The sequence below is a fragment of the Enterococcus sp. DIV1094 genome (genome assembly GCF_017316305.2).
Classification (GTDB): Bacteria; Bacillota; Bacilli; order Lactobacillales; family Enterococcaceae; genus Enterococcus_B; species Enterococcus_B mangumiae.
Map to the genome: position 1 here is coordinate 2,538,990 of NZ_CP147250.1, position 25,865 is coordinate 2,564,854.

General features: G+C 39.2%; 22 protein-coding genes. 18 read left to right on the top strand and 4 right to left on the bottom strand.

The window, feature by feature from the left end; translation table 11 throughout:
- Positions 1–164: 164 nt before the first annotated feature.
- The 16 genes from DOK79_RS12115 to holA all read left to right on the top strand — a co-directional run bounded on the left by DOK79_RS12115 (position 165) and on the right by holA (position 22,769).
- Positions 165–5,309 (top strand): LPXTG cell wall anchor domain-containing protein, encoded by a 5,145-nt coding sequence (locus DOK79_RS12115; protein ID WP_206857895.1) that lies wholly within the window; start codon positions 165–167, stop codon positions 5,307–5,309.
- A 451-nt stretch (positions 5,310–5,760) separates the two neighbouring features.
- On the top strand, positions 5,761–7,548 hold the full coding sequence (gene recQ / locus DOK79_RS12120) for a DNA helicase RecQ (protein ID WP_206857888.1): 1,788 nt from the start codon (positions 5,761–5,763) through the stop codon (positions 7,546–7,548).
- An 88-nt stretch (positions 7,549–7,636) separates the two neighbouring features.
- Complete coding sequence (locus DOK79_RS12125; protein ID WP_206857886.1) at positions 7,637–7,939, top strand: YlaN family protein; 303 nt, start codon at positions 7,637–7,639, stop codon at positions 7,937–7,939.
- Between the two features lie 2 nt (positions 7,940–7,941).
- The gene (locus DOK79_RS12130) at positions 7,942–9,108 is read left to right on the top strand and encodes an FtsW/RodA/SpoVE family cell cycle protein (RefSeq protein ID WP_206857885.1); all 1,167 of its coding nucleotides are present in this window, start codon (positions 7,942–7,944) and stop codon (positions 9,106–9,108) included.
- A 20-nt stretch (positions 9,109–9,128) separates the two neighbouring features.
- Positions 9,129–12,557, top strand: a complete 3,429-nt coding sequence (locus tag DOK79_RS12135; RefSeq protein WP_206857882.1) for a pyruvate carboxylase — start codon at positions 9,129–9,131, stop codon at positions 12,555–12,557.
- Positions 12,558–12,574: 17 nt separating this feature from the next.
- A complete protein-coding gene (locus tag DOK79_RS12140) occupies positions 12,575–13,705 on the top strand; it encodes a CAP-associated domain-containing protein (protein ID WP_206857873.1) in 1,131 nt (376 codons plus the stop codon).
- Positions 13,692–14,123, top strand: coding sequence for a YlbF family regulator (locus tag DOK79_RS12145; RefSeq protein ID WP_206858015.1), 432 nt, complete (start codon positions 13,692–13,694; stop codon positions 14,121–14,123). Before DOK79_RS12140 ends, DOK79_RS12145 begins: the two co-directional genes overlap by 14 nt.
- Positions 14,107–14,448: a YlbG family protein gene (locus DOK79_RS12150; RefSeq protein ID WP_206857871.1), complete on the top strand. Its 342-nt coding sequence runs from the start codon at positions 14,107–14,109 to the stop codon at positions 14,446–14,448. The genes DOK79_RS12145 and DOK79_RS12150 overlap by 17 nt, the downstream gene beginning before the upstream one ends.
- 183 nt (positions 14,449–14,631) lie before the next feature.
- Entirely contained in the window at positions 14,632–15,189 is a 558-nt protein-coding gene (rsmD, locus tag DOK79_RS12155; RefSeq protein WP_206857863.1) for a 16S rRNA (guanine(966)-N(2))-methyltransferase RsmD, read from the top strand.
- The gene (gene coaD / locus DOK79_RS12160; RefSeq protein WP_206857856.1) at positions 15,190–15,681 is read left to right on the top strand and encodes a pantetheine-phosphate adenylyltransferase; all 492 of its coding nucleotides are present in this window, start codon (positions 15,190–15,192) and stop codon (positions 15,679–15,681) included.
- Positions 15,671–16,714, top strand: coding sequence for a SepM family pheromone-processing serine protease (locus DOK79_RS12165; RefSeq protein WP_206857848.1), 1,044 nt, complete (start codon positions 15,671–15,673; stop codon positions 16,712–16,714). Before coaD ends, DOK79_RS12165 begins: the two co-directional genes overlap by 11 nt.
- A 189-nt stretch (positions 16,715–16,903) precedes the next feature.
- Positions 16,904–18,160 carry a hypothetical protein gene (locus tag DOK79_RS12170; protein WP_206857846.1) on the top strand — a complete coding sequence of 419 codons (1,257 nt, stop codon included), beginning with the start codon at positions 16,904–16,906 and terminating at the stop codon, positions 18,158–18,160.
- 266 nt (positions 18,161–18,426) lie between these two features.
- Entirely contained in the window at positions 18,427–18,918 is a 492-nt protein-coding gene (locus DOK79_RS12175; RefSeq protein ID WP_339092192.1) for a helix-hairpin-helix domain-containing protein, read from the top strand.
- Between the two features lie 19 nt (positions 18,919–18,937).
- On the top strand, positions 18,938–19,420 hold the full coding sequence (locus tag DOK79_RS12180; RefSeq protein ID WP_206857836.1) for a ComE operon protein 2: 483 nt from the start codon (positions 18,938–18,940) through the stop codon (positions 19,418–19,420).
- Entirely contained in the window at positions 19,413–21,686 is a 2,274-nt protein-coding gene (locus DOK79_RS12185) for a DNA internalization-related competence protein ComEC/Rec2 (RefSeq protein WP_206857835.1), read from the top strand. Before DOK79_RS12180 ends, DOK79_RS12185 begins: the two co-directional genes overlap by 8 nt.
- A gap of 36 nt (positions 21,687–21,722) precedes the next feature.
- The gene (gene holA, locus DOK79_RS12190; RefSeq protein ID WP_206857833.1) at positions 21,723–22,769 is read left to right on the top strand and encodes a DNA polymerase III subunit delta; all 1,047 of its coding nucleotides are present in this window, start codon (positions 21,723–21,725) and stop codon (positions 22,767–22,769) included.
- A gap of 116 nt (positions 22,770–22,885) precedes the next feature.
- Here the strand turns inward: holA and rpsT are convergent, their stop codons facing one another.
- From rpsT to DOK79_RS12210, 4 genes are all read right to left on the bottom strand, one after another.
- Positions 22,886–23,140: a 30S ribosomal protein S20 gene (rpsT, locus tag DOK79_RS12195; protein ID WP_206857832.1), complete on the bottom strand. Its 255-nt coding sequence runs from the start codon at positions 23,138–23,140 to the stop codon at positions 22,886–22,888.
- Positions 23,141–23,541: 401 nt separating this feature from the next.
- Positions 23,542–23,811 (bottom strand): hypothetical protein, encoded by a 270-nt coding sequence (locus DOK79_RS12200; protein ID WP_206857831.1) that lies wholly within the window; start codon positions 23,809–23,811, stop codon positions 23,542–23,544.
- Positions 23,812–24,007: 196 nt separating this feature from the next.
- The gene (locus DOK79_RS12205) at positions 24,008–24,133 is read right to left on the bottom strand and encodes a hypothetical protein (protein ID WP_010735645.1); all 126 of its coding nucleotides are present in this window, start codon (positions 24,131–24,133) and stop codon (positions 24,008–24,010) included.
- A 71-nt stretch (positions 24,134–24,204) separates the two neighbouring features.
- Positions 24,205–24,660, bottom strand: a complete 456-nt coding sequence (locus DOK79_RS12210) for a DUF441 domain-containing protein (protein ID WP_010735644.1) — start codon at positions 24,658–24,660, stop codon at positions 24,205–24,207.
- 437 nt (positions 24,661–25,097) lie between these two features.
- Here DOK79_RS12210 and DOK79_RS12215 point away from each other — a divergent pair, with 437 nt between their 5' ends.
- Positions 25,098–25,523: a DUF1310 family protein gene (locus DOK79_RS12215; protein WP_206857829.1), complete on the top strand. Its 426-nt coding sequence runs from the start codon at positions 25,098–25,100 to the stop codon at positions 25,521–25,523.
- Positions 25,513–25,806: a hypothetical protein gene (locus DOK79_RS12220; protein ID WP_206857827.1), complete on the top strand. Its 294-nt coding sequence runs from the start codon at positions 25,513–25,515 to the stop codon at positions 25,804–25,806. Before DOK79_RS12215 ends, DOK79_RS12220 begins: the two co-directional genes overlap by 11 nt.
- Positions 25,807–25,865: the final 59 nt, after the last annotated feature.

Below are 25,865 nucleotides of genomic sequence, written 5' to 3' on the forward strand. Positions count from 1 at the left end.
GTGAGACTAAACGAAAAAAAGACAAAACCACGCTTCTGATTGAAAGATAAAATAGTAACTGTAAACATTTGAGAAGGAGGAGCGATGTCTTTAGATGAGAGAAATAGATGCCAGATAAGTAGCAACGCTCCTCCTGACGGGTAAGATCGAAGGAGGAACGTAAGATGAGTATAAGGAAAAAGATAGTACATAGTGTTTTAGTTGGTGGCATGTTGTTAGGGAATTTGAATGGGGCGATTGTTCAAGGTGTTTCAGCTATAAGTACAAGAAGTAACGACCAAACAATAAAAAAGAAAACTGAGTCAAATAAGATAGAAAAAGAGTCAGACTTAAAGAATATAAAAGAAAACAAAAATAGTAAACAAAATCTAAGTGAAGGCATAGAACAAACGGAAAAAAATATCCAAAAGACTACAGATACAACAAAAAAAGAAAGTAATAATAAAACAGCCAAAAATGCGGATGATTATAAAGATATTATTGAACAAGGAGTAAAAGATCGATTTGGTTATCTTTATTCGGAAGCAATGAAAAACTTTAATCATAATTTTAAAGTTGGTGAAGTCATTAAGGTAGAAGGTCCTTATAGACGTTGGTTTTTTCAAACTGAAGAACCAGGATTAGGGATTCCTGCCGATACTTTATTTGATAATATAATAAGTTTAATAAATTTTGATAGATTTAATAATGTAGAATTTACTGAAGGTAAAACTAAAAGTGGAAATTGGCACGTTCGTTTTGAGTTACGTAACAATCATTTTGATTTTTACGATGACACTGCAGATATCACATTAACTAGGCTAGCAAATAATCCAGTAGAGGGAAATGAAATTCTTGAGAATATTAGATTAGATTATCTTTATTCATTGGGAGGAGGTTATAGACTGTTCAAGATGAATGGAAATGTATCTTTCCTCTCAGCAAATCAAGCAATCGGCGATATTAAAGTTACAGTTAAGAATGGACCTCATAATTTAGAGGAAGGACAAGATGTTACTAATCTTGACTTGCTTAGTTATATTGATGTGACGAATGCCAAAGGAACCGTTTCTGCTAGTTGGGCAGAAAAACCAGATACATCAAAAGTGGGTGAGCAAAAAGGGAAAATCAAAGTCACTGATTCAGTCACTTCCAGAGAAACAATTGTTGATGTACCATTCAATGTCAAACCTGGTCCATTACGAATGACAGCTAAATCAGGAAATTTTGAAATCTATCAATATGATCGCTTACCAGATGCTAAAGACTATTTTGATGTGCCAAATGCAAACGGAACCTATACCGTTGAATGGTTAAGTAATGTGAATACCAATGTTCCAGGAGTCCAAAGTTGGCAAGCAAAAGCTACTGCGCAAGACGGGCGAACTGCTGAAGCTTCTGTGCCAATCAACGTCAAACCGCATGAGGGGCTGATGGTCCAATTGAAACCCATTGAAGATCGTGTAATGGGGAACGAATATCCATCTTTTGAATCAAATTATAAGGATTATATAGATTCTGTATCCATGCATGGGGTACCAGTTGCAATCGATGATTTGGAGTTTGTTGCGGCAGAATCAAGTGAACCTAACTTCACGTATGCTGGCACGCAACCAGTTAAGTTGACGGTTCAAACACGCCATCCCAATAGTGGTGTGATGATCAAAGGAACAGGAGAAACGTCTATCAATGTTCTTTGGGGACATACGATTTTTATGCGATCGGCAACCGGAGCATCAGCGGGATCATTTTCTTTGAAAACTGATAATTCAGGAAATCCTACAGCCAAAATCGTTTTTGGTACAGGAATTCCTTCAGCACTGAATGTCGCAGTCGGACCGCTATCCTCGCCATTTTCATTGTATTACTCATTTGAAGTTTTGCGAGGGGAAACAGTTGTCTATAAACAGGAAGTCTCCAATCGTGCCACATTACAACAAATTATGGACCAATTCGGAAATACTTCATCAACCATCGATATACGTTATGATGATGTCATCAAAATCTATCACCCGGAACGGAAACCGAATAGTTCAGTCTTGATGATCGATGAAAAAGAACAGGATTATACCTATGATACTCCGTACGCTTATTATAAAATCACACCTTATGGATTTGATCCATTCCCAGTGCTCGAAGCAGAAGCTTCACAAAAAAGCTTTGTTTTAGGAGAAAATACGAAAACGATTGATCCTGCTTCTTTACTAAAAAATGTGAAAATCAATGGTCGGGTGATCGATAGTAGTTTGTACGAAGTAGAATCATTGATCGATTTTGATACAAGCTCTATTGGAACGAGAAAGATGAAGTTAAAGGTGACAATGAATGATGGCCTTTCTGCCGAAGAATTTGAAGTCGATTATCAAGTGAAATGGGGCAGTACATTCGTCTTAAAAGGTCTGAATGATGCAACAGTCGGTGCATTTAGTCTGCTAAAAGAAAATGATCAGTGGGCCTTGCATGCCAGTCAAGGTGTGAGTGGTACGGACTTGAGTCAACCGGTCAACAATCACTTCGGTCGAGATACATACTATGGTATTGAAGTTATCGAAAATATTACGACAAAATTCCAATATAAAGTTTTAGGCAACCAGTCGATTGAAGAAGCAATCAATGGTTTCAACCAAGGGCAACCATTACGAGTCAAAGAAGGAGATGTCATCAAGGTTTATCACGCAGAACCAGCTGGTAATAATTTATTGATGAAAGACGAGTTAGCAAAAGATTATACGATGGGGTCAAATGATGCCTACTATGAAGTAACTGCGCATGGCTTAGAACCGATCATCGCGATTTCAACGGATACTAAATCACAAGAATTTACTTTAGGTGATGATGCAACAGGAATCGATGGGGCACAGCTGATCAATCAAGTGACGATCAATGGCACCGAGCTTACGCCTGATTTGTACACGGTGAAGCAATTGGGGAACTTCGATACAACGACAGTCGGACAAAAGGAACTGGAAATCCAATTTGACACGAAAGACGGGGTAATATCGAAAGTTATCACGGTTCCGTATGAAGTGAAATGGGGTCGGACGATTGTGATGAAATCTAGTTCTGGTGGTTCCGCAGGTGTCTTCTCACTGCAAACGAACAATACGACCAGACAGTTAAGAATCCATCAGGGTTTTGACTCACCATTAGATGAGCGATTAAGCACTGATCCAGAGCTTTACTATTCGATTGAAGTTGTCCGAGGAGAAAGAGTCCAATATAGCCAAGAAGTCCCAGGACGTGTCACTTTACAAGAAGTCATCGATAATTTTGGGAATGGCACGCAAGCGGTCAATGTTCAGATCGATGATATCATCAAAATCTATCATCCGCAAAAATCTACTGGAAGCTCTGTATTGATGGTCGATGAACTAGAAGAAGATTTTACATATGGTTCAGACTATGCTTATTACAGAGTAACCACGTATGGCTTTGAAGCACTACCGGTCATGGAAGTGCATGGCGCAAATAAAGCTTTTTACTTAGCCGAAGATGTAACTGATGCGTTAGATGCTGATTTACTTGATCGAGTGACAATCAACGGTAAGACGGTTGATCCAGAAGAATATACGATCGAGCGACGTTCAGAAATCGATACAACGACAGTCGGAGAGAAAACTGTAAGCATGCGCGTGCGAATGAACGATGGCTTATCAAGCGTTCAACTGGATGTTCCTTATCAGGTCAAATGGGGAAGTACATTTGTCCTAAAAGGGGAAGAAAAAGATGGCGCAAGAGGGATCGTTGGTTCCTTTACTCTTTTAAATCAAAATGATGAGTTGGCTATTTATGCAACTAAAGGACAGGAAAAGACTGAGTTGAATGCACCTGTGAATACCGCTTTTGGCCGTAATGCTTATTATCGCATCGATATTTTGGCAGATCCAAAAAATAAGACGAATCCACTTTTCCCTGACAATATCAAATATACGTACGAAGTTGCTGGAAATCAAACGGTTCGTCAAGCAATCCAAGGGTTCAATAATGGGCAACCTTTAGCTGTAGAAGAAGGCGATATTTTCCGAGTGTATCATGCAGAAACAGAAAACCAAAACTTATTGATGTGGGATGATATCGTCAAAAATTATACAGCCGGTTTGAACTATGCGTATTACGAAGTCAAGAATGGCGAATTTGAACCGATCACAATGATTCATGCAGATGTGTCAAGCCAAGAACTCGTTTTAGGTGAGGATGCAAGTGAAGTAGACGTTACTGCTTTGGTTGAGAATGTTGCCTTCAATGGGCAAAGCTTGAATACTGAACTGTATAAAGTGGAGCAAATCGAATCATTTGATACGCGCACGACAGGAGAAAAAACTGTCAGTGTCAAAGTATCAACTGCGGATGGTGTTTCTTCAACGGACATCGAAGTGCCTTACGAAGTGAAATGGGGCAGTACGATCCATTTGAAAAATCGCAAAGGAGAAACGGTAGGCTCATTCGGTTTGGTTAAGAAAGATAAAAAAATCGAGATCCAATCAGTTCAAGGAACAGATCGGACAGTGCTGAAAAATCGTGTGACTGAATACGATGATACTGAAGTTTATTATGGAATCGAGCTTCTCAATGAACGTAAGCAAAGCAAATATCAATACGAGGTACGTGGTACGCAAACAATCGAACAAGCAATCGCACGTTTTAATACAGGAAGCCCATTAGCAGTGACTGTCGGTGATATTGTGAAAGTGTACCACGTAGACACGAGCAACAATCTATTGATGGCAGAAGAAACCGAACGTAATTATACGTATGGCAGTAATTTCGCGTACTATAAAGTCACAGATTATGGCTTTGAACCCACAGGTGAATTAACAGTAGAATCTGCTCAAGTTTCGATCGCACAAGGAGCTGAAAGAGTTGATCTGAAATCGCTCGTAAAAGAGGTCAAAGTCAATGGGCGTGCAGTTCCTAAGAACTTCTACACGGTTTCTTTAGATCCAACATCAGAAATCGATACAGAGACGATGGGCAGTCGCTTTGTTTCTATAGATGTCAAAGTGGATCGCAGCTATGGCAGCTTATCTACTCGAACAGAGTCCACATATGAAATCGTCGAACCTGGTCAAGAAACAACGCCACAAGAAGATGATCCGAATGCAGAGGAAGGTGCTGACGGACAAGGTACCGGCGATTCTACAAATGATTCTGGTACTTTAGGTGATGCATCCGGTAAGGGCTTAGGTGAAGCCGCAGGAGCAGCAGGGGATGAGAGTAAATTGCCACAAACAAATCAAACGATCAATCGCTTCCTACCATATATTGGTATCTGTCTTTTAGCCATGGTTGGACTTGTATTGTGGAAGAGAAAAACAGCTAACAAGAATTAGTTTCATAGAGAGTCAGCAACAATAAAAATGACAAGCAAACAGTCGAAAGAGCGAAAGTAACCGATACTTTAGCATTCTTTCGACTGTTTTTTTAATTTGAGTCATGAAGACTAAATTCTAAAACGAAATAAACGAATCTTAAAAGGAAAAAAGCAAAATCAACAACACGCTGTTGAATCGTTAGCTGTGGAGAACTAAAAGAAACAAAAAATGAAAGCAAGAATACCAAGAAGAATTTTTAAAAGAACTTTTAAAAGACTCGAAAAGTGTGGTTTTTAGTTTCACAATAGGCATTTTGTTTCACAGAGTAAAACTTGCTCTTATAAGCAGAGAGAAGTAAAATAGATAGTGCATGTTTGACAAGAGATTCGCAGAAATGCGTAATTAATGGATGGATCGAACGATAAATGGTTGAATGGATAAAAATAAATAGAAAAAGAGGAGGGCGCATATGGAGCAGTTATTAAAAAAATATTTCGGCTATGAGCTTTTCCGCCCAGGTCAAAAAGAAATCATTGAGAAAATCATGAATCAAGAAGATGTCTTAGGCATCATGCCCACAGGAAGTGGAAAATCGATTTGCTATCAGCTGCCCGCGCTAGCCTTAGAGGGGCTGACGATCGTCGTTTCTCCTTTGATTTCGTTGATGAAAGATCAAGTGGATGCAGCGAATCAACTAGGGATCGCGGCGACATTTATCAATAGCTCCTTAGATGGTTATGAAGTGGCACAACGGTTTCGTTTATTAGATACGGATCAGTATCAGTTGCTGTATGTTGCGCCGGAACGATTTATCATGCCTGATTTTATCCAAGCGATGAATCGGTGGTCGGTTCGTTTGATCGCAATCGATGAGGCACATTGTATTTCACAATGGGGACATGATTTTAGACCGAGTTATTTGCAAATGGCGAATACCTTGGAAAATCTTTCTCAGCGACCGACAATCGTTGCTTTAACGGCGACAGCGACTGTTCCCGTAGCAAATGATATCAAAAGACTTTTAAAAATCCCTGAAAAGAATCATATCCAAACTGGCTTTGCGCGAGAAAATCTGCGGTTGCAAGTGATCAAAGATCAGAAAAAAGAACAATATTTGGTCGAATATTTAAAAGTCAATCAAAATCAGTCAGGGATCATCTATGCAGCCACCCGAAAAGAAGTGGATCGGTTGTACCAATTACTGACAAAATTTGGCTTTTCCGTTGGACGTTATCATGGTGGGATCTCAGAAAGAGAACGGACGGAAATGCAAGAAGCCTTTCTCTATGATCGTATTCAGCTACTCGTTGCAACGAATGCTTTTGGTATGGGGATCAATAAAAGTAACATTCGTTTTGTGATCCATTATCAAATACCTGGCTCATTGGAAGCTTATTACCAAGAAGCTGGACGTGCGGGCAGAGATGGTTTGCCTAGTGAAGCCATTTTGCTATTTGCGCCACAAGACGTGCAGGTCCAAAAGTTTTTTGTTCAACAATCCCAACGAGAAGAAGAGCAAAAACATAAAGAATACGACAAGATCAAAGCCATGACAGAATATGTGCACATCGAGTCTTGCCTTCAAGAATATATCCTCGATTATTTTGGGGAAGTAAGTGAACCTTGTCAGCGTTGTGGGAATTGTTTAGATGATCGTGAACTGATCGATGTCACGACAGAAGCGCAGATGGTTTTATCTTGTTTGAAACGAATGGGTGAGAACTACGGCAAACAACTATTGATGAAAGTCCTTGCAGGATCAAAAGATCAGAAGATCAAGCAGTTTCAGTTTGATCGATTGTCTACGTATGGGCTATTAAAAAAACAATCACAAAAAAATATTTTACAGCTGATCGAATATTTGATCTCAAGTGGTTATTTACTAGCAGCTAGTGGAGAGTATCCTGTGTTGAAAGTCAGTGAATTAGGAGTACAAGTCCTTATGGGGAAAGTAACAGTCCATAAAAAAGAACCTAAAAAAGTACAACAGCTGTCTGATGATGAAGCAGACGGGTTATTTGAAGTATTGCGCCAGTTGAGGACCGACTTGGCTAGTGAAGCTGGTGTGCCACCTTATGTCGTTTTTTCAGATGCGACGCTAAAAGACATGAGTCGTAATCGTCCAAGCGATCGTTTAGCTCTTTTGCAAATCAAAGGGGTAGGTCAGAGTAAGCTGGATAAGTATGGCGAGGTGTTTTTACAAACGATCCAAGATTTCCAAGAAAGCGCTACGCAAAGTGATGGTAAAAAAACATAAAAAAAAGCCTAGATAAATCTAGGTTTACGCTCAGATATGAATGAAAATATGCTATAATGAATGAACTTAGAAATGGAGGGAAAGACAAATGGATTCTCTTTCAAAAGAGACGGCACTCAATGTGTTGATCGATGAGGCGGATCGTATCAAGCGTTTGATCCAAAATCAAACAAACAGTCTTTGTATCTCGCAATGTAAAGCATTTGAAGAGGTGGTCGATACGCAAATGTATGGATTTTCTCAGCAAGTGAATTTTGCGATACGAGTAGGTATCATTGACAAACAAGAGGGGCAATTGATGCTCAGCGAGTTAGAACGTCAATTGAATCATTTATACAATGAAGTCTATCGAGAAAATTATGACAAAAAAGAAAGTGGCAAGGGGGAATAGGCTTGCCTAACAAGGTAAAAAAAAGGCATCTATTGGATTTTAGTATTTTGATCCCATATTTGATTTTATGTATCATCGGATTGATCATGGTTTATAGCTCTACGTCCTACTTGCTATTAGCCAATGGCAATAATCCAGCATCATCCGTCATCAATCAAAGTATTTTTTGGGTGCTAAGTTTGATCGTCATCGCACTATTATACAAAATGAAGATCGGTGTATTGAAAAATCAGCGATTGATCATGGCGGCTATCGCAGTCTTGACGATTTTATTATTGATCGTCTTGTTTTTTGGGGAAGAACGAAATGGTGCCAAAGGTTGGCTTGAGATTGCCGGTTTTTCTCTCCAACCCGCAGAGTATTTGAAAATCATTGCTATTTGGTATCTCTCCTTCACATTGTCGCAACGACAAATGAGTGTGCAAAAAAACTTTATCGGGACCGTCAAACGTCCCTTGCTCTTAGTCCTTGCCCTGACAGCATTAGTTGCAAGTTTACCCGACTTCGGGAATGCAACGGTTATTTTTTTGATCATCATCGTGTTACTATTAGCTAGTGGTGTCAACTATCTGTATACCTTGATCGTTGGTGTCGGAGGAGTCATTTTTAGTGTCATAGCGATTTGGTTGATCAATGTGACCCAAGGGCGATTTTTCCCAGGGCGACTACAATATATTTATCATCGCTTTGAGATTTTCCAAAATCCTTTTTCTGACGAGTTGAATAGTGGACACCAAATGGTCAACGGCTATTATGCGATGTTCAATGGTGGACTATTCGGTCGCGGATTAGGAAATAGTATCCAGAAAAAAGGGTTTCTACAAGAGGCCCAAACCGACTTTATTTATGCCATTGTAGTAGAAGAACTAGGAGTGATCATGGGGATTCTGATTTTAGCCTTATTGATGTTCATGATTGCTCGTATCATTTTGGTGGGTATCCGCTCAAAAGATCCGTTCAATTCTTTACTATGTATCGGGATCGGTTCGATGTTTTTGATCCAAGTATTTGTCAACCTTGGCGGGATCACAGGGATCATCCCATTAACAGGGATCACATTCCCATTTTTAAGTCAAGGTGGTTCGAGTTTACTGATGCTTTCGATCTGTGTAGGTTTTGTCCTGAATATCAGCGCAGATGAGAAACGTAAGAGTTTAGGTATTTACTAAAATGACGTAGGAGTGATTCGATGAGAAAAGTTTTGGTAGCTAACAGAGGAGAGATTGCTGTACGGGTATTTCGTGCCTGTACAGAATTAGGGATCCAAACTGTAGGTGTCTATGCAGAAGAAGATGAATATTCCGTGCATCGCTTTAAAGCGGATGAGGCATATCTAGTTGGTAAAGGAAAAAGACCGATAGATGCGTATCTTGATATTGAAGGGATTCTTGAGATCGCGAAAGCAAGTGGTGCAGACGCGATCCATCCAGGTTACGGACTATTATCTGAAAACTTACACTTTGCAACACGATGCAAAGAAGAAGGAATCACTTTTGTTGGGCCAGAACTTCATCATCTTGATATTTTTGGCGACAAGATCAAAGCAAAAACAGCGGCGATCGAAGCAGGTATCGCATCGATCCCTGGAACAGACGGACCAGTAGCATCCGTTGAAGAAGTGTTGTCTTTTGCTGATCGTTACGGTTATCCAGTGATGATCAAAGCAGCATTAGGTGGCGGTGGTCGTGGGATGCGTGTGGCCTATGACGAAAAAGGCGCACGTGAAGGATACGAACGTGCAAAAAGTGAAGCTAAAGCTGCTTTTGGGAGCGATGAGGTCTATGTTGAAAAATATATCTCTGATCCGAAACATATCGAGGTCCAGATCTTAGGAGATACTCATGGGAATATCATCCATTTATTTGAACGTGATTGCTCCGTTCAACGACGTCACCAAAAAGTCGTCGAAGTAGCCCCTTGCGTCTCAATGGATGAAAGCCAACGTCAACGCATTTGTGATGCGGCTGTCCAATTGATGAAGCATGTCGGTTACGTCAATGCAGGAACCGTTGAATTTTTAGTTGAAAAAGACGAATTTTATTTTATCGAAGTCAATCCACGTGTCCAAGTGGAACATACGATCACCGAGATGATCACTGATGTCGATATCGTGACGACTCAATTATTGATTGCACAAGGAAAAGACTTACACCAAGAAATCGGCTTGCCACAGCAAAGTGAGATCAAAATCAAAGGCTCAGCGATCCAATGTCGGATCACGACTGAAGATCCTTTGAGTAATTTCCTACCAGATACAGGTAAGATCGATACCTATCGTTCTCCAGGTGGGATGGGCGTGCGTTTAGATGTAGGAAATGCTTATGCAGGTTATATCGTTACGCCTTACTTCGATTCTCTTCTAGTAAAAGTTTGTACACATGCAGCCGATTTTGCGACAGCGATCCAAAAAATGGAACGCTGCTTAAGAGAATTTCGTATCCGTGGAGTAAAAACAAATATCCCGTTCATGTTGAATGTGATCTTGCATCCAGAATTCCAATCCGGGCAAGCAAAAACGACATTTATTGACAGTACGAATGAATTATTTGTTTTCCCGCGCTTACGTGATCGCGGAAATAAAACAATGAAGTATATCGGAGAAATCACTGTGAATGGTTTTCCTGGAATCGAACGTGGTGAAAAGCCTTACTACGATGCGCCACGGATGCCTAAAGAATTGATTACTCGTCCAGATTACGTCACAGCTAAAAACGTCTTAGACCAAGATGGTGCCTCTGCTTTAGTGGATTGGGTCAAGCAACAAGAAAATGTGTTATTGACGGATACAACGTTCAGAGATGCGCATCAAAGTTTGTTGGCAACACGTGTACGTACAAAAGACTTCAAAGAAATCGCCCGTTTGACTGGCGAAGGACTTCCTGAGCTGTTTTCAAGTGAAATGTGGGGTGGCGCAACCTTTGATGTTGCCTATCGTTTCTTGAATGAAGACCCATGGAAACGTCTGCGCAAGATTCGCTCGTTGATGCCGAATACGTTATTGCAAATGCTCTTTAGAGGTTCGAATGCTGTCGGTTATTCGAACTATCCAGATAATGTGATCGCTGAATTTATCAAAGAGGCAGCTGCGCAAGGAATCGATGTTTTCCGAATTTTTGATAGCTTGAACTGGGTGCCGCAAATGGAAAAGAGTATCCAAGCGGTTCGTGACACAGGTAAAATCGCAGAAGCGACGATCTGCTACACAGGAGATATCAATGATCCAAGTCGTGCAAAATACAACGTACAATACTATAAGGACATGGCTAAAGAGTTGGAGCAATTAGGTGCTCATATGATCGCGATCAAAGATATGGCAGGATTGTTGAAACCACAAGCTGCTTATCGATTGATCAGTGAATTGAAGGCGACGACTGATCTACCGATTCATTTACACACACATGATACGAGTGGCAATGGGATCATTACTTACTCTGCTGCAACTAAAGCTGGCGTCGATATCGTCGATGTAGCGATGAGTGCGATGAGTGGTAACACTAGTCAGCCAAGTATGAGCAGTCTGTATTACGCTTTAGTCAATGGCCCACGTGTACCGGAGATCAATGTTCAAAATGCGCAACAACTGAATCACTATTGGGAAGATGTCCGCATGTATTACAAACCATTTGAAAATGGCTTGAATGCGCCTGAAACGGAAGTCTATATGCACGAGATGCCAGGGGGCCAATACTCGAACTTACAACAACAAGCTAAAGCAGTTGGCTTAGGTCATCGTTGGGATGATATCAAAAAAATGTATCATACAGTGAACTTGATGTTTGGTGATATTGTCAAAGTTACCCCATCTTCCAAAGTCGTAGGCGATATGGCATTGTTCATGGTCCAAAATGAGTTGAGTGAAGAAGATATTTACGAAAAAGGTGAAACATTGAGTTTCCCAGAATCAGTCGTTACGTTCTTCCAAGGAGAACTAGGGCAACCTGTTGGCGGCTTCCCAGAAAAACTCCAAAAAATCATCTTGAAGGGACGTCCGGCAATCACTGAACGCCCTGGATTATTTGCTGAAACTGTGGACTTCGAACAGGTCAAAGCAGAATTGGCTGCTAAGATCGGCTATGAACCGAAACAAGAAGAAGTACTAAGTTACTTGATGTATCCACAAGTATTCTTGGATTACCAAACAGCGTATAATCAATTTGGAGATGTCACATTGCTTGATACACCTACTTTCTTCCAAGGAATCCGCTTAGGTGAAACGGTCAATGTCCAAATCGAGAAAGGCAAGATCTTGATCATTCGTTTGGATGAGATCGGTGAACCAGACATTGAAGGAAACCGCGTGTTATTCTTTAATTTGAACGGTCAACGAAGAGAAATCACTATCAAAGATACGTCGATCGTCAGTGCGGTAAAAACAAGACGTAAAGCAGAACCAACAAATCGAGAACAAATCGGTGCAACGATGTCTGGTTCAGTTTTAGATGTCTTAGTGAAAAAAGGCGATACGGTCAAAAAAGGTGATACGTTGATGATCACTGAGGCAATGAAAATGGAAACAGCGATCGAATCACCATTCGATGGTGAGGTCGCACATCTGTATGTTACTGCTGGAGAGCCAATTTCTTCCGGTGATCTATTGATCGAAGTCACAGAAAAATAAGAAAGGGGAGGGAATATTTGAAGCGATTAGGTTTATTCATAGCGACATTACTATTGGTCACAACAGCTTTATATTTGGAGCCAGTGGTGTTCCCTCCTAAGCTTGAAACATCTACACAAGACCAACAACTGATGGGAAATCAAAATCAGGTAACGTCTTGGAAATACCAGGAGCTAAGTGCGACTGGTTTTTCTACATATATTGGTCAGCCAGTCACCAAATTAGAATCAGCGATCGGCTCACCTAAAGACCGCTTGACGAGCGGATTCGGTTTTGAGATCAGATATTATCAAGATCCCATCAATCAAATCGTACTCGAAGCAAATATACAAAATGACCAAGTTGAGGCTATTAAAGTTTTAAATGCGAACGCGACGAGTTTAGCACCTTTTTCCGTTGGCATGACTATGCAGGACCTAACAGAAATTACAACGATTTTTCCGAACTTCACATTCGAATATGAAGACACGGAAGTTGGGATCGAATTAACAGAAGAAGACATGAATTATCGTCCCTTGATTGCTTTTGATAACGGCACATTTGCGATGCTTTTCTTTGATCAGGATACAGGCGGATTATTCTCAACGGTATATTTAAATAAGAAAAGCTTGTTGAAACTAATCCCCTATCAGGTCTTTGGTGAAGGCTTGCCACAATACCAAGTAGATGAGTCAGCTGACTGGGAAAGTATCAATCAGTCAAGAGAGCGTGTCGTCACCAGGTTATTGACACGGTTGCGCCATGAAGCTGAACTGCCTGATTATTACCATTCTCCTGAGTTTATGATCCAAACGGATGTATTGTTAACCGATTTTCTCAATCAACCAGAAGAATGGCTGGCAGATAATCGTTTGGCTGAATGGGAAATGGCATCACAGACTGCCCAAACAACTGTTAGATTTACGCTTTCAAATGATGAAATCAATCGTTTGGTAGAAAAGCGGCAATTAGACCAGACAACAGGGATATTCATGCATCCAATCATTGATCCGACTTTTTCATTTTTATTGTTGTATACTGATCCTTATTATCATGATCGATTTTTGGATAAGGAGCCAATGCAGTTAGGCGTTGCGTTTTCAAAAGAAAACATGTTAGTCTTAATGCAGGAAAAAGAGGAGACTAGTGAAAGTAGTGATAATCAATGATGAGTTGTTTCAACTGGAGGATCAGTGCAATCAGCTTGTTCAAACGATTTTGACAAGTCATTTGATGGAACAATATCTAAAGAATAAAAAAGAGATGGATCGTTCTATCAAAGTCGCTCAATTAAAAAATGAGTTTATTTCAAGCAGACAAGTATTTGAGAAGATTGAGCCTTATGGGAAGTATGTACCAGAGTTTCGTGAAAAACAGCGAGCCGTACGACAAGCCAAACGGCAATTGGATCTCAATGAAGAAGTCGCTGCTTTTCGAATAAGTGAAAATGAATTACAGAAAATACTTGATTCCATAGGAAAACAACTTGCACATACGATTTCTACTGAAATCAAAATCAGTGCAGGTAGTCCATTTTTTGAAAAAAGTGAAGGGTGCGGAGGAAACTGCCATGGACATAGAAAATAAAGAATTTGAACGAACACAACGACGAGGGTTGGTCGTGTGGGTATACAGTCTGAAACAACTGAAAAATCTTCGTAAATTTGGTTTGGTCCATTATGTCTCTCGTAAAATGAAGTACGTGATCATGTATCTGAACGAGGACAACTATGAACAAACGGAAGAAAGAATCAAAAAACTACATTTTGTGCGTAATGTCGAACGTTCTTACCGCCCAGACATCGAGATGAATTTTGCTGAAAAAATCGGCAAAAAAGTGGATGTCAAAGAAGAAGGTTTTGAGATCGAAGAATTAAATACCAAGATTCGCTTGGCGGATCATGTTTTTTAAATGAAAGAAACTCATATCTTAGTAGCTTATACCAACGAAAATGAAGAAAATGTGAACAAATGATTTTGATTTTTTATAAAAAGTTAAGTTAAGAAAAAATAGACTTGAGATTTAGCGATTTTAATCGGAATCAAGTCTATTTTTTTGGTATACTAATAACAGTATGTTTCAAGGAGTGAGTAGATGCGAGTAATTTCAGGAGATTACGGCGGTCGCCGTTTAAAAAGTTTAGCAGGACCCAATACTCGACCAACATCTGATAAGGTCAAAGAATCGATCTTCAACATGATCGGTCCTTATTTTGATGGTGAAGTCGTATTGGATCTTTACTCAGGGAGCGGTGGGTTAGCGATTGAAGCTGTTTCTAGAGGATGTAGCTACGCGATTTGCGTGGAAAAGAATTATCAAGCATTAAAAGTGATCATAGAAAATATCGAGATCACAAAAGAGCCGCATAAATTCAATACGATGAAATTAGATGCCGATAAAGCAATCGAGTCATTGGCTACAGAAAAGCAAATGATTGACATTCTATTTTTAGACCCACCTTATGCAAAACAAAAAATCGTCGATCAAATTGAGCGTATGGCAGAACTTGAACTTTTTCAAGATGCTGCGTTGATCGTCTGTGAGACAGATAAGGCAGTTGCGCTTCCTGATACGATTGGAGATTTCAAACAAATCAAGCAGCAGACCTATGGTATATCAGCGGTCACCATTTATAGAAAAGAGGAACAATAAATGAGAAAGGCCTTATTTCCAGGAAGTTTCGACCCATTGACCATGGGCCATTTAGATACGATCGAACGAGCTGCGAAGTTATTTGATGAAGTGATCGTCGGAATCTTTATCAATACATCAAAAAAAGCACTATTCACGGCAGAAGAACGCTTGGATTTGATCACACAAGCAGTTGCACATATAGAAAATGTTCGAGTGATCCATCAAGAGACACAATTGACGGTGACCACAGCAAAGGAACTAGGTGTTCAAGCATTAGTCCGTGGGGTTCGTAACATCAAAGATTTTGAATATGAGCGAGATATTGCCCAGATGAATCATCATTTGAGTCAAGAATTAGAAACGGTGCTTTTTATGGCAAAACCAGAATATAGTCATATCAGTTCAAGTATGCTTAAAGAAGTTCTTTATTTTGGCGGCGACGTAAGTACCTATTTACCGACAGTGATCAATGAAGCACTAGCTAGAAAGCGTGATGAAGATGGGAAATAAGAAATGGTGGAAAACATTATCCGTGATCCTTTTAGGCGGGTTATTAGCAGCCTTCGTTATTGTGCCTTTGCCGTATTATGTGGAAGCTCCAGGAGCGACAATCGATCTAAAAGATATGATCACCGTCGATGATCAAGAGGATAAGGAATCAGGATCGTTCTCTCTAACTTCTGTCGGCATTCGCAGAGCGACAGGCTTTGGGGTCGTCTCAGCACTTCTCTCAGATTTTCAAGACGTCCTGAGTGAAGAACAATTGACCGGCGGAGCAACCAACGAAGAGTACAATCAAATGCAAAGATACTATATGGAATCTTCCCAAAATGCGGCAATCGAGCAAGCCTTGAAACTGGCGAACATTCCTTATACGATGGAATTCAAAGGTGTTTATGTCATGAGCGTCGAAAAAAATTCGAGCTTTTATGGAAAATTATCCGTTGGTGATACGGTCACACAAGTGGATGGTCGAAGCTTTAAGAGTGCCGAAGAATTTATGGAGTATGTTAAAGGGCAAGAAGTCGGACAGGTGGTCACGATCACCTATACTCATAATGGAAAAGAAGAAGAAGCTTCTGGTAAACTGATCGAGTTATCCACGGATAAAAAGCCAGGAATCGGCATCACTTTGACAGATCATACAGAAATCGCCACAGACACAGAAGTTGCTATCAATTCTGGCTCGATCGGTGGTCCTTCCGCTGGCTTGATGTTTACTTTGGAGATTTACGAACAGTTGACGAATCAAAACATTCGTAAAGGGAAAAAGATCGCTGGTACAGGTACGATCAATAGCGCTGGAGAAGTTGGACGGATCGGCGGCATCGATAAAAAAGTAGCAAGTGCAGATGAAGCAGGGATGGAAATCTTTTTTGCACCAGACGATACGATATCTGATGATGTGAAAAAAGAAAATCCAGACATCAAAACGAATTATGAAGAAGCTAAAGCTGCAGCTAAAAAACTCAATACATCCATGAAGATCGTTCCTGTCAAAACAGTACAGGATGCTTTGGAATATCTTGAGAATATGGAATAAATAGTTGTTGACTTGAATGATCTGAAACTTTATTTTAAAAATACGAAAAAGTAGAAGTCTGATTTTATTCAGGACTTCTACTTTTTCGTTTATTTCAAAAATAGCAAAAAAACGTTTTGTTATTTTGTAGGTTATTTTAACTAAGTTTGCTACCATATAACAAAAGAGTTGGAAAGGAGCAATCAACATATGGAACAATCAAGTAATCGTCAATCATCATTTGACTTTGGGCAATATTACTCAATCAAAAGGTATAAGAAACACTTTGGACATTTGAACAAAACAGCAGATTTCAAAAGAGTATTGATCGAGTGTCACAAACAAATGGAAGAAACACAAGATCAGTTGCCAAAGCATCGCAACGGTGCGTTATGGATCAGACAAATCCTAACTGATTTTAAACAGAAAAAACAAAGTAGGTCTGATCGATTTTTCAACTTTGTCCTTAGACGAGACCAAGTGAAAGAGCCAAAAAAATACGAAAATACATTGAAAGAACTGAATAGCAAATATTTTGATCGAGAATACCTTCAAGTAATCATTAATAAAGGAGTATCGATCGATCGACCAGTAGCAATCGATGAGGCAAAAGTCGTTAGTGAAATCAGCCGTCTTCAGGAGACAGCGACACATAGGAAACCGATGAAGCATATACAACAGGAAAGAGAACCAGTTCAACGAAATCAACAACCGCCAAAAAATCCAATAAGTACCTGGAAAAAAAAGGATTCAGAACATCAATTGATATACGCCGACCTCGACTTGGCACAAGGGGATCCCACGTTCACTGTTACTGTGAAAAGTACATCTGACGAGATTCCTTATGCAGTGATTCAACATACAGTAGCTCAAGCATTTTCAGAATCAAATAAGGATACAGTTGAGGTAAATATAAAAGTTTCACGAGAAAATAATCAACAAATACATGAACGGAAAGAACTTGTCATTGAGCAACAAGAAAATCCACCAAAATTACCTCCAAAAAAACACAGGAGAAACCCTTCTGTCCATGGAGAGGTGCCGTTTACTGGACACCATGATAACCCGATCATGCCTAGACGTTTATCGACTATATCAGAAGTTTCGCATGATTCAGCGGTCTCACAAATCAGTGCAGGAAACGGTTCGTTGAAAAAAGCCTTTGAAAGGCGCAATTCGATACTTCAGGAATTACGCTCCGCACCGCAACAAGCAGCAAGTACATCAACATCCATGGCGAATGAGCAAACTAGTAATAGTAAGCGTTCGGTGATGCAACGAGTATGGGAGATAGAGAATGGTTCTGGAGCGCCTAAAGGAACGTTTACCCACCAGGATCATGGAACTTCAAAACGCCCTTTGAATCTTACCATGCAAGAAGCGGTACGAAAATCTGGCAATAACCGACCGCCTGAAGTACCGTCTCGAAGCTTGAAACCAAAATATAATTCACAACAAAGGGCATAAGTCGTGCTTCATACATAAAATGAAATAAACGTTTTAGGCGTATCTAATAGTGAAGGAGCATTACAACAAAGTGTTCTTTCACTATTTTTTAGAAAGGAAAAGCAATCGCCAAACCAATGAAGAAAATTGTTCAAGAATACTTGGATTCGCCAAAACGTATAATGGGGTTCATCATAGTCAGTTTATTGCTTCTTAGCGTTTCAGTAGTGTTTATCTATCGATCGAATGACTCTAATCCTTTAAATGAATTTGCGGAAGAACCTTTCATGACATACTCATCAAGTACACAAGAGTCTGCAATCAGCGAAACAACAAGCGAACGAGTCATGTATGTAGACGTGAAAGGAAACGTCCAACAACCGGGGATGTATGCTTTCACAGACGAAGAACGGGTTTTTGACATTATCCAAAAAGCAGGTGGATTGACGCCTAAAGCGGATGAAAAACAAATCAATTTCGCAGCAAAAGTCTCGGACCAACAAGTTCTATATATCCCAGAAGTTGGGGAAGTATTGCCCGAATTTACCGCCGTAACAGAGGAAGAAGAACTAGAGGATAAAAAAGTAAACCTCAATACCGCCTCTTTAACTGAATTACAAGAGCTTCCAGGTATCGGCGTAATGAAAGCACAAGAGATCATCAACTATCGCGAAACCAATGGCTCTTTTCAAACGATCGAAAGTTTAAAAGAAATTTCAGGATTTGGCGAAAAGACGGTTGAAAAACTCAAAAACTTCGTTACAATTACAATAGACTAAACCATTGAGGTGACAAATTATGAGCAATGAACGGATTCCTTGGGATCAGTATTTTATGGCACAGGCTGTATTATTATCATTAAGAAGTACTTGTACACGTTTAGAAGTAGGTGCGACCCTCGTGAGGGACAAACGGATCATTGCGGGCGGTTATAATGGCGCAGTGAGCGGGGATGTTCATTGTATCGACGAAGGCTGTTACGTCGTAAATGGCCATTGCTTGCGAACGATCCATGCAGAAATGAATGCGTTATTGCAATGTGCAAAATTAGGTGTGCCTACAGAAGGTGCCGAAATCTATGTCACCCATTTCCCATGTTTGGCATGTACAAAAGCGTTGCTTCAAGCAGGGATCAGAAAGATCCATTATTTACATGATTATCGTAATGACCCCTATGCACAGTCATTGATTACTCAATTGGGCGCATCCGTCCATCAGGTAAGCTTAGATATGAAATATTTTGCAAAACTGCAACATGAATCAACAGGAGAACTTGATTAAACGATTTGGCGAACAAGTTCGTAACCACTTGATATTACCAGCAATCTCTTCGATCATTTTATGTTCCGTCTATTATAGCGAGCATGATCTGCCTCGTGTGATTGCTGGTCTTTTTCTTCTCATTTTATTGAAACAAAACCGTACAGTAATCTTTCTTTGTTGTTTTTGTACCGTGACCGTCTGGTTCGCTTGTCTGCGAGCAGAGATCCCTACGATCGATCAGACTAAAACCACTGAGCAGTTGTTACTAGCAACTGATACGCTCCAACGCAATGGCGACTGGTTGACTGTAGAAGCACGGAGACTACCAACAGAACATAGAATCCAACTAAGTTACCAAGCGAAAACAAAAGAGGAAGCAGAGCGATGGGAGGACTTTCGAGGTGAAACGATCCAGCTTCAGGTCAATGGAAGTTACCAGATGATAGAACCGTTACGCAATCGCTATGCTTTTGATACAAACAGCTATCTAAGAGGCAGACGTATCAGTGGTCGTTTCCATGCGACTGATTTTCAACTCGTTTCTGCTACAAGCGACTGGAGGCATGTAGTTGGCGAACTTCGGGGAAAAGCGATCCGCTATGTTAAGGAAAGATTTCCTCAAAAAATAGGAATATACATCAATGTTTTACTATTCGGTTTTCGCGATCATTCCTTCCGTGAATCAGAGACGATTTTTAAAGAAACAGGGTTACTTCATTTATTTAGTGTATCTGGCATGCACGTCCATTATTATTTAGGTTGGTTGTATTACTTTTTTCGAAGAAGCGGCTGTCTTTTACAAATCAGTATTTTCCCTCTGATCCTACTTACAGGGACGTATGTTTTACTTGCCGGGGGTTCGTTTTCTGTTGTCAGAGCAGGGAGCTTATTTGTATTAAAACTTCTACTAAAACTATGTTCCATCAAATTATCCGCACTTGATTGCTATTCAATCAGTCTATGGGTGCTACTATTGTACGATCCATTGATTCTACTTCAAACAGGTGGACAACTAAGCTTGTGGCTGAGTTTTCTTTTCATGATGCTCCCTCACGCATCAAAAGGGTGGCAAGACCGTTTGTTTAACGTATTTCAATTGACGATCATCTTGTTACCATTAAGTACATGGTATTTCTACGAATGGTCATTTTTAGGTGGTTTATTTACCATGATCGCGATTCCTTTCTTCCAATCGATCGTTCTTCCAGGTGTATTTTTACTGTTTTTAATAGGGAGTATCCTTCCGCAAACAGTAGTCGACCTCAGCGAATCTTTTTTATTTCACTTTGAAACATTCCTCGCTTGCTTTGATTTTTCCACATTGACTTTCGGTCAGCCAGCCTTCTTATTTGTTTTATTAAGTATCATAATCCTCTTACTGATTTTTGAAAGAACCACGCTTTCTTTAAGGAAAAAAATCACGTATACATTACCGATCATCACCAGCTTTTTCTTTCTACCAATGTTTGATAGCACGACAACGATTACGTTTATTGATGTCGGACAAGGGGATAGTATTCTATTAAAAAGCCCAAGGAAACAAGAAGTGATATTGATTGATACAGGGGGAAGATTAGCCTTTAAAAATGAGCCTTGGCAACAACGAGTCACTCGTCCTCATGCAGAAAATAATATTGTACCTTATTTAAAAGGGCAAGGTATCACAAGAATCTCTAAATTATTTCTCACGCATAATGACACCGACCATATCGGCGAATTGGAAACACTCGCGTCACATTTTACCATTGAACAAATCTATATTGGTTGGGGCGCGCTTCAAGATCAAAAGTTTCGCGTGCGTCTACTAAAACTCAGTAAGGAAGGTACGAAGATCATAGAGGTCAAGCAAGGCGAACGGCTATCCGCATACTTTGAATTGTCTGTTTTGATGCCTAACAAAAAAGGGCAGGGGAAAAATGAAGATTCAATCGTTCTTTGGTTTATGTATAAGAATCAGCGGTTTTTATTCTTAGGTGATTTGGACCAAGAAGGAGAACTCGAACTATTGGCGACTTATCCAACACTAAAAGCCGATGTAGTCAAACTAGGGCATCATGGGAGCCGCAGTTCAAGTCATCCGAGATTTCTGGAGGCGTTACAGCCAAGTATTGGTATCATGTTGAATGGATTGAATAATCGCTATGGTCATCCGCATCCAGAAGTTATGGATACGTTAGAAAGTTTAGAGATAGCAGTTTACCGGACAGATCAAAATGGAGCAATCACTTTTTATTGGCATCCTCTTTGGGCGCAAAATGGACGTCTATTGAAAATGATAGACTAGTAATTTTTGTTTTCTCATGATAGGATAAATTGGAAAGTGGTGAGAGATGTGAGTATACAAGCTGAACTACAAAAAATCCGTAAAGAAAAACTCGCACCTTGTTATCTCGTTTTAGGAACAGAGAAATTTTTACAAGATCAAGTGCGCACAGAAATCCTCAAGAAAATACAAATATCTGGAGAAGATGACCTTAATTTTCTACGATTTGATATGAATCAAGCAACGATCGACGACGTGATCGCAGAAGCAGAAACGTTACCGTTTTTTGGTGATCAACGAGTGGTCTTTGTTGAAAATCCCTATTTTTTGACGGGTGAAAAAAGCAATAATAGTGTTGAACAAAATACGGATCTTTTAGTAGATTATCTAAAAGAACCACTTGAATCAACAGTACTCGTATTTTTTGCATCGTACGAAAAATTGGATGAACGCAAGAAAGTCACCAAGCAATTAAAGAAAACAGCTATAACGATCAACGTACAACAGTTGAATGAAAAAGAAGTGCGACAGTATTTATTGAATACCTTAGAAAATACGCCAATCACTTTAGATCGTAAGGCAATCGATCTCTTTTTGCGATTGACAGACTTGGATTTATCAAAAATGATGGCAGAATTAGATAAATTGCTCTTATATGGTCAAAATCAATCAGAAATCACTGCACGGGAGATCGAGCAATTAGTACCCAAGACATTGGAACACAATATTTTTGACATGACACAATACATGCTTTCTGGTAATACAGAGCATACGTTACGATTATTCGAAGATTTAGTGACGCAAGGGGAAGAGATCATCAAGATCAACGCGATTTTGCTTTCTCAACTGCGCTTATATCTCCAAACAAAATTACTAGTGAAAATCGGCTATCAACAAGCGAATATCGCTGAAACCTTGAAGATTCATCCATATCGCGTCAAACTAGCGATGCAAGAAGTCAGGAAGTTCGATGAACAAACATTAGTCCAATTGTTCGACCAACTCGTTGAAATGGATTATCAGGTGAAAACCGGGCAGATCGAAAAAAAATTGAGCTTTCAACTATTTGTGTTCCAAGCGGCTGAAAGACTTAAAAATAGATAGTTTTAATAGCAAACAAAAACACACACGATTTTCGTCGATGATTGAAAGAATCAGCGAAAGTGGTGTGTGTTTATTTATAAGAAAATAAATAAAAAAACCGGCCGTAGCCGATTTCCTTATTTAGCGATTTTTTTGCTTAAACGAGATTTGTCGCGGTTTGCTTTGTTTTTGTGGATAAGACCTTTAGTTTCAGCCATATCGATCGCTTTAGTAGCGTCTTTGTATAACGCATCTACGTTGTCAGCACCTGAAGCTACAGCATCCTCAAATTTTTTGATTGCAGTACGCATAGCACTAGTTTGAGATGAATTTTTTACATTCGCGTTTTCGCTTGTGCGAACACGTTTGATTGCAGATTCAATGTTTGGCATTTGTTTCACCTCCGATAAGTAAAGTTCTTACGCGTGTTACCGCATAATTCAACATTCATTATTATACCTAATGCGAGCGCGCATTGCAATATCAACATGACAAGTTTTTTTCCTTAACACGTAGGAAATTGTCAGGGACAGTGGATTTAGGCGCAGAGAAGATGAAAGAATAAAAGAGAAAAAGCGCTGTTGTGGGAGACAACAAGCGCTTAACCAAACGTGGTTTAATTTATCTTGGTAAATAAATAATTGAATGGGATGTTTGGTACTGGACTAGTATATAACAAAGTCAACCGTTTGCAAAGTTTTTTTTGAAAAGGGATACGATTGCTTTAAACCAATGAATCATAACGTTAACATTGAATAGTTATTTTATAACTGAAAAAATAAAAGAAAACAAACTATTCAGGTGTTCCGATGATTTTGATGTATTCATCGATGTTCTTGATCATCATTCGCTTGATGACTAATTGGTTTCGGCGATTCCATTTTCCACTAACTTCCAATACATACTTGTTTAATGGTAAACGTAAAACATATTTTGCCAAATAGCGATCTTTAAGTAGGCAATTGATCATGCGATCTTCAAGTTGGAGATTCAAACCAGTCAACATCATTGGTTGTTCTTGTAAAACATAGGTATCAATCAAAAGACCTTCAAAAGTTTCCATGAGCGTCTTCCTTTCTTCTGATTCAAACATTGCGCACTTCTTTTAAAATTTCTAACATAAAAGAGGTGTACTCACACCTAGTATAACAAAAAAGAAGCATCAAGCCAAAAAAAAGCCGAAAGAACTTGAATGATATCATAAGCATTCAAGTTTTCCGACTCTTTTTTCTAACTATTTGAAAAAACAGTTACGTCTATTAGAAATTGGCATCAAAGACATTTTGGATCAGATCAGGAAATAGCAAGTAGGTCAATCCAATAATCAATAGAACAGCCAATAAAAACCAACCAACAGTTCCAAAGAAATATTTTAGTTTTTGCATGTTGTGATCACCTCAAAATCAGTATACCATGAACGCCAAAAATATCCTTTCTTCAGCCACTCAATGCTTGATTATTTATTAAAAGAAAATAACTGTAGAATGCAATAAGCAATCCCTGAGGCAATGACAGGACCAGCTGCAATCCCTTTTAAGAAAACGACACCTAAGATCGTACCGAAGACTAAAGCCACGGTGATCTGTGGATCTGTAGCAATCAAGCCAACGCCCTTAGACGAAAGTACAGCCACTAATCCACCACAAAAGATCGCTACCCAACCCATGGGTGATTTAAAGGCATCAAGTAAATCTTTTAAACCAATATCACCAGTAGCAATAGGCACTAAGATGGCGGCAGTAATGATCGTCACACCAATATTGATCCCTTTGCCTTGAAGCCATGTCAAAAAATCTTTAGATGCAGGAATAAACTTAACAAGTAAAATAAAACCAGTCGCTAACATCAAACTCTGATTTTTAGCAAGGACGGCAACTAGCATGATCAACCCAAGAAATAACCAACTTTCCATAAGAAAACCTCACTTTCTAATTAACCATCATACCATTTTTTTATGACGTTGCAAAAGAGTCATTAGTAAAATGTTTGATAGATCATGGAAAGAATAGAATGTAGTGAAAATTAATTCAGAATACAAAAATGAGATAAATAGCTACGTTGATGATGTCAAAACATGTTTTTATGAAGTTAAGGAAAGAATGATTGGATTGTCGTGTATACTTGATGTGAAAAAAGTAACAAATAAACGATACATAAAAGGAAAAAGTTAGATTTTTGTGTGAGTCAATCGAAATAGCGTAATTAAATAAGAGGAGATAAAACAAAGAGAATAAGATTATGTGACATGTCATGCTATACATAGGTTGATCAATAAAAAAAATACATAAAAACTGTGATGTACTGCTGACGATTGAACAATGATAGACATATTTAAAAAGGAGGTCATTTATGAAGCGAAAATGGATCAAAAAGCGCCAAATCGTATTGATCATCACTGGCATATGCCTATTGTGGATTGGAGGAACGATGTATATGGACCATTTAAAGTTAGAAGAAGAAATGATCAAGGTAGTCAAAAGTGAAGAAGCAAAAAACGTTTTGGAAACAGGATTAAAAAACTTGGATCCTAATGCGTTGACAGCTGAAGGAGTGATTAAAAGTTATAAAATCGATTATGAAAATATTAAGAGCAATCCAATGGGAGGTATTAGTGTACCCCTAATTATCAATGGTAATTATAAACTAGTTATTTCCAACCTACTAAGTCGTAATTCGATAGATGGCGAGCTAGGTAATCTTAAAATTGGTAGCGCAAATACTACCTATGAACTAGGTGAATTGTTGAAAGAAGGAGTGGAAGATAGTGAGGAATAATGAAGAAGCAAAGGTTGAAATAGCAAAGCAACAATATGAAGATTTACATCTGAAAGGGGAGATATTTATAAATGGGAATAAAAACTTGATTGGCTACGTCTCCCACATCAACTGCAAATTCACCGGAGAACAATCCTTTATCATCACCGATAGCAAATATGTACCGTTATCCGCACCTCTCAGCGAAAGGGAAAATGTAAAAGAAGTTACTGTTTTGTATCGTGGTTCGTCGTTTGATTCTTCATTGGATACTAAATTGGGTTGGCGGCAATCAATCTTTTGAAAGATGATTTTTTTGTCTCCTTTATAGACAGAAGATGTGTACATAGAAATAAGTATAGG